This is a genomic window from Microcystis sp. BLCC-F209 (assembly GCF_041928595.1).
Lineage (GTDB): Bacteria > Cyanobacteriota > Cyanobacteriia > Cyanobacteriales > Microcystaceae > Microcystis.
Window position 1 is genome coordinate 1 of the sequence record NZ_JBHFLL010000102.1, and the last position, 4360, is coordinate 4360.

Annotated in this window: 5 protein-coding genes; all 5 read right to left on the minus strand. The window is 43.9% G+C overall.

All coding sequences use genetic code 11. From position 1 onward, the window contains the following. Positions 1 to 220 precede the first annotated feature (220 nt). Positions 221 to 1819 (minus strand): peptide ligase PGM1-related protein, encoded by a 1599-nt coding sequence (locus ACE1AQ_RS06560; protein WP_008201133.1) that lies wholly within the window; start codon positions 1817 to 1819, stop codon positions 221 to 223. A 166-nt stretch (positions 1820 to 1985) separates the two neighbouring features. Continuing rightward, the gene (gene psaJ / locus ACE1AQ_RS06565) at positions 1986 to 2114 is read right to left on the minus strand and encodes a photosystem I reaction center subunit IX (RefSeq protein WP_002738148.1); all 129 of its coding nucleotides are present in this window, start codon (positions 2112 to 2114) and stop codon (positions 1986 to 1988) included. Between the two features lie 45 nt (positions 2115 to 2159). Beyond that, positions 2160 to 2654 carry a photosystem I reaction center subunit III gene (locus tag ACE1AQ_RS06570; RefSeq protein ID WP_002748906.1) on the minus strand — a complete coding sequence of 165 codons (495 nt, stop codon included), beginning with the start codon at positions 2652 to 2654 and terminating at the stop codon, positions 2160 to 2162. A gap of 132 nt (positions 2655 to 2786) precedes the next feature. Further along, on the minus strand, positions 2787 to 3206 hold the full coding sequence (locus tag ACE1AQ_RS06575) for a secondary thiamine-phosphate synthase enzyme YjbQ (RefSeq protein WP_008201139.1): 420 nt from the start codon (positions 3204 to 3206) through the stop codon (positions 2787 to 2789). 10 nt (positions 3207 to 3216) lie between these two features. Then, complete coding sequence (gene cobA, locus ACE1AQ_RS06580; RefSeq protein ID WP_008201141.1) at positions 3217 to 4017, minus strand: uroporphyrinogen-III C-methyltransferase; 801 nt, start codon at positions 4015 to 4017, stop codon at positions 3217 to 3219. Positions 4018 to 4360: the final 343 nt, after the last annotated feature.

Sequence of the window (4360 nt, forward strand, 5' to 3'; positions counted from 1 at the left end):
GGAGTGGCTTGAGAAGCTCTTTCATTAGTTTTGGGAAAATTGTTAGCATGGCTTATTCACATTTATTGGTGTACATTTACTTTGTTTTCTTATCTATAATATCAAATTTTGTACCACTTTTTTCCACGTTCAACACTTCTGTATATAAAGGTATATGAAGATGTGCGGAATGTCGGTTAAATCTCTGAAACAAAAAATTACAGCCAGTAAATCAGTCTAGTTATATCCAAGTGATCGGTAATCCAGAACAATAACCTAAATTTATAGAACTATGCTCTGTTTCCCAATCTAAAACCTGTTCCACACGCTGATAAATTGCCGCCGCTTCCTCACTAGAATTGCCGATACAAGTTAACCCTAATTTACCAAATTCTGACAGCGCACCCATGAGATGAAAAACTGTTCCTGTTTTACTGCTACTATCAAAATGCAAGTGATGTTTAGCAATAATATCCATTAAATCATCGGGAAGTAAACCTTTGTATTGGGGTTTATGGAGATTATCGGAGGCAATATAGTATTTTTCCTGGTGAGGTTGACTGAAAAATAATCCAGTTTTTTGATCGTATTCACCATTAGTTAAAAGCTTTAAAGTCATAAAAGGATGGGTAGTTCCTCCTTTTCGCAGATTAATTTCGATCGCCTGTAAATCCCAGACTAAAGTTTCTGGATTTTTAACAGCGACGAAATCAACTCCATAGCGTTCAATTGCTCCCTTTGCTGCCAGAATTTCCCCTATTTTTAGACCTAATTCCTGTAATTGTAGGCGATAATTTTCATCGGCAGGAAAATAACAACCCAGATAAATTTGACCATCGGGACCCCCTAAAATTTGATCGTGAGTGGAAAGAATCTTCACTTCTCCCGTCGGTGTAATATAACCTTGCACACTCGGCGATCGCTTTTCTTCCCCTTCAATAAAAGCTTCGACAATTCCCCCTAATTCAGCAATTTTGCCAGAAAAACTCTCCCAATTTTCATCGCTTGCTTGAAAACTAATCTTGTCTAATAGTTTAGCCAAGAGATTAATTCTCTCGCTTAAATCTAGACTGTTACTATCAACAATTTCCCCTAAAGGACGTAAATCTAAAACCGCATTTCCTTCTCCTGATAACCCCTCATTTAACTTAACTACCATGCGTTTTAATTGCGGTTGCCGCGACCACAAACTAGCGGCTTCGTATAACAAATCCTTGACCGTATTTACCTGTAAACTACCGTCAGGATGGGGAATATTGCCTTGACCAAAAATCTCGCGACTGCCACTTTTAGAACCCCAATACAATAAGTCTGGACTACAGGCAAATAAAGGAATATCTAATTGTAAAGACAATTCTCGCTCTAAATTAGTAGAATTAAAACAAACCATGTAGGCACGATCTCGACGCAACGCTTGCCGGATTCTTGCTACTAAGCGCGGTCTTTCCAGAATTTTTTGAGTTAAAGGTTGAAAAGAGTTATCGTGAGTTGTCAGTAATAACAGACGATTATTAGCATGGGAAAAAGGAATCCCAGGCAACAATTGCAGGTAATAATCAATCACCATCCGCGAAAGTGGCTGCGCTGTTACATAGATTAAACGAGTTTTCGGATGTCGCAACCGAATCAGAGAAAATAATAATCTTTCTTCGTAATGTAAAAAACCCGCCACTTTTTGACCGACTCTCTGATCGATACTAAAAGAAGGGACAACGAGGATATCATAATCGCATTCATCGGATTCGGGAACGTTTTCTCCCTGCCAAATCTCTTTTAATTTTTCTTGTAATTCTTGATACCGCAGACGCTTTCCTAGCATCAAATCTCTATCTAACAGCATGGTTTGTCCCACCTCTGTGGTTGCAGACACCTGTATCTTATCGATTTTTAGAGCCTGTCGTCTCCAGTGCCTTTCTTTTCTTAATATTCCCCCAGTCCCTCCGATCGTTGCCATTAAAAAGGGATACAGTGGACTCTGTATCCCCTTTAATCACCTGAGATTGGCTTTAACCTAGCGGGTGGAATAAGAGATCGGGATAAAAGCGATTAAATTCGATTAAAATCCCGGCGGTGAAAGTCAGCAGCGCCATAATTAACACGGGTGCGGACGAGAGAAATTTAGTAAGTCCTTCCATCTGAGTTCTCCTAGGGAATAAAAAGTCAAGGGTTTGACACAAAAATTAACGAGGGGAAACGGTAATTTCCGAATCCTTAACGGTCAATTTACCGGAAGTGGCTTCTTGTAAAGCCGCCAACGGCCAGAGGAACCCCGTTAACATTTTGCTCAAAGCGAGGGGAACATCGATGATGATTTCCTTCATTTCGGCATCTTTGCTGTCGCGCACGGCGATTAAATAGGCCCGACCAACCCAACCGATCCAACCGGTAATGTACAGGAATAGGATGCTAGGGATAAAGAAATCGCCCATGTGATCCCAACGACCATCAACAATTAGGTGCGGATAGCCTTCGGGTCCACAGAGAGCTTGGGAGTAGGTTTGAGCGCGTTTGGCTCCCGATTCGGGGTCAGGAGTGGTGTTGCGGAAACTCTTCGCTTTTTGTAGGAAAGCGGGATTTTCGCTACAAGGGGTCAGATTGGACAAATCAGCCGACGCTGGAGCGGCAAAGGTGAACCAGAGAGATAGCACCAGGGCCAGAGCGAACAATTTTCGCATAAATTGTTTCCTTTTGTTACGAAATATGAAGTTCTTTGTTCAAAAAGCGAACAATTTGATCGTACACGGAAAAAATCTTACTCCGATGAGGGGTACGAGTAAAGTTTCTATTACAAAACTATACGCAACGCTTCAGACCCCGGTGATATGAACCACCACTTGCCTTTGGTGACGACTCTGACGGTGTTCCCAGAGATAGATACCTTGCCAGATGCCTAAAACTAATTTACCTCTAGCGATCGGGATTTGTTCCGATGTCCGGGTTAGCACCGAGCGAATGTGAGCGGGCATATCGTCTGGCCCTTCGGTAGAGTGATAGTAGAGACTGCTATCTTCCGGCACTAACTTGGCGAAGAAATTGGCCAAATCGGTGAGAACATCGGGATCGGCATTTTCTTGGATCAGCAAAGAAGCGGAGGTGTGACAGACAAATATACTGCATAATCCCGTCGTTATGCCCGATTCAGCCACGATCGCTTCTATGGGGGCAGTCAGACGATGGAAATTCTTGGGACTGGTGGTAATCGTCAGGGATTTTTGATATTGACGCATGGGAACCGAATCAGGGAGAAATGGGTGTAGGGGGGATTGTCCTGGATAGCAAAGGTTGTCCCGCTTGTAAGAGATCATGAAGGTTCACCACTGCCCCGATAACAGCGATCGCTGGGGACTCAAAGCCGGTGGCTTCGATCTGGTCCATAATCGTAGTGAAAGTACCGATTAACTGCTGTTGCTGCGGTGTTGTTCCCCAGCGAATCAAGGCGATCGGTGTTTCTGGACTTCTGCCGGCCTTGGTTAACTCCCCGATAATATAGGGTAAATTATGCACACCCATGTAAACAACAATTGTTTCCGCACCATGGGCGATCGCTGACCAGTTAACTTGAGGACGATATTTACCCGCCATCTCGTGGCCGGTGACGAAGGTAACGGAAGAACTATAATCGCGATGGGTGAGGGGAATACCGGCGTAGGCAGGCACGGCAATTCCTGAAGTGATCCCCGGCACGATCTCGACGCTAATTCCAGCCGCGATCAGATCGAGCATTTCTTCACCCCCGCGACCGAAAACAAAGGGATCGCCCCCTTTGAGACGAACAACCACGGCATTAGTCCGGGCCTTATCGATCAGTAAAGCGGTGATTTCCTCCTGTACTAGAGAATGACGACCGCGACGCTTACCCGCATGGATTTGTTCGGCCCGGGGGTTAATCATGGCTAGAATCGAGGGGCTAACTAGGGCATCATAGAGGACAACATCGGCATTTTCTAGGAGAACTTTCGCTTTTAAGGTCAACAAACCGGGATCTCCGGGACCCGCACCGACTAGATAGACCTTACCGCAACTTTCTGATTGATTCATAGATACTGGGGAGAAAATTCCTGCTTCGATCGAATGCGCTTGATCCCTACTGTATTGTGACTGGGGCAAAATTTGGTATTTTTGACTACAGTTACTCGGCGATCATGCTCTTTCTTCATGAAGAATTATGATCTTAACATTACTTAACCTTTTATCTAGCGATCGCTCTGATACTAAATCCGGTTTAACAGGTATGGGGGAGAGGGAGCATCTCACTTACGCGATAAGTAATTATACTTAGCCTAAAAGCCACTCTTAATCGTGTCTTGGAACGAAATAGAGGCTTTTAAAGACTGCGTACATGGAGAATTAAAACAAGAATTACCCTCGAAAAGCCTATTTT

What these genes read in the sequence shown, in the direction of transcription:
- psaJ (WP_002738148.1), bottom strand. Translation starts at nt 2,114, where the DNA reads ATGGAAGGACTTACTAAATTTCTCTCGTCCGCACCCGTGTTAATTATG.
- cobA (WP_008201141.1), bottom strand. Translation starts at nt 4,017, where the DNA reads ATGAATCAATCAGAAAGTTGCGGTAAGGTCTATCTAGTCGGTGCGGGT.
- ACE1AQ_RS06560 (WP_008201133.1), bottom strand. Translation starts at nt 1,819, where the DNA reads ATGCTGTTAGATAGAGATTTGATGCTAGGAAAGCGTCTGCGGTATCAA.
- ACE1AQ_RS06570 (WP_002748906.1), bottom strand. Translation starts at nt 2,654, where the DNA reads ATGCGAAAATTGTTCGCTCTGGCCCTGGTGCTATCTCTCTGGTTCACC.
- ACE1AQ_RS06575 (WP_008201139.1), bottom strand. Translation starts at nt 3,206, where the DNA reads ATGCGTCAATATCAAAAATCCCTGACGATTACCACCAGTCCCAAGAAT.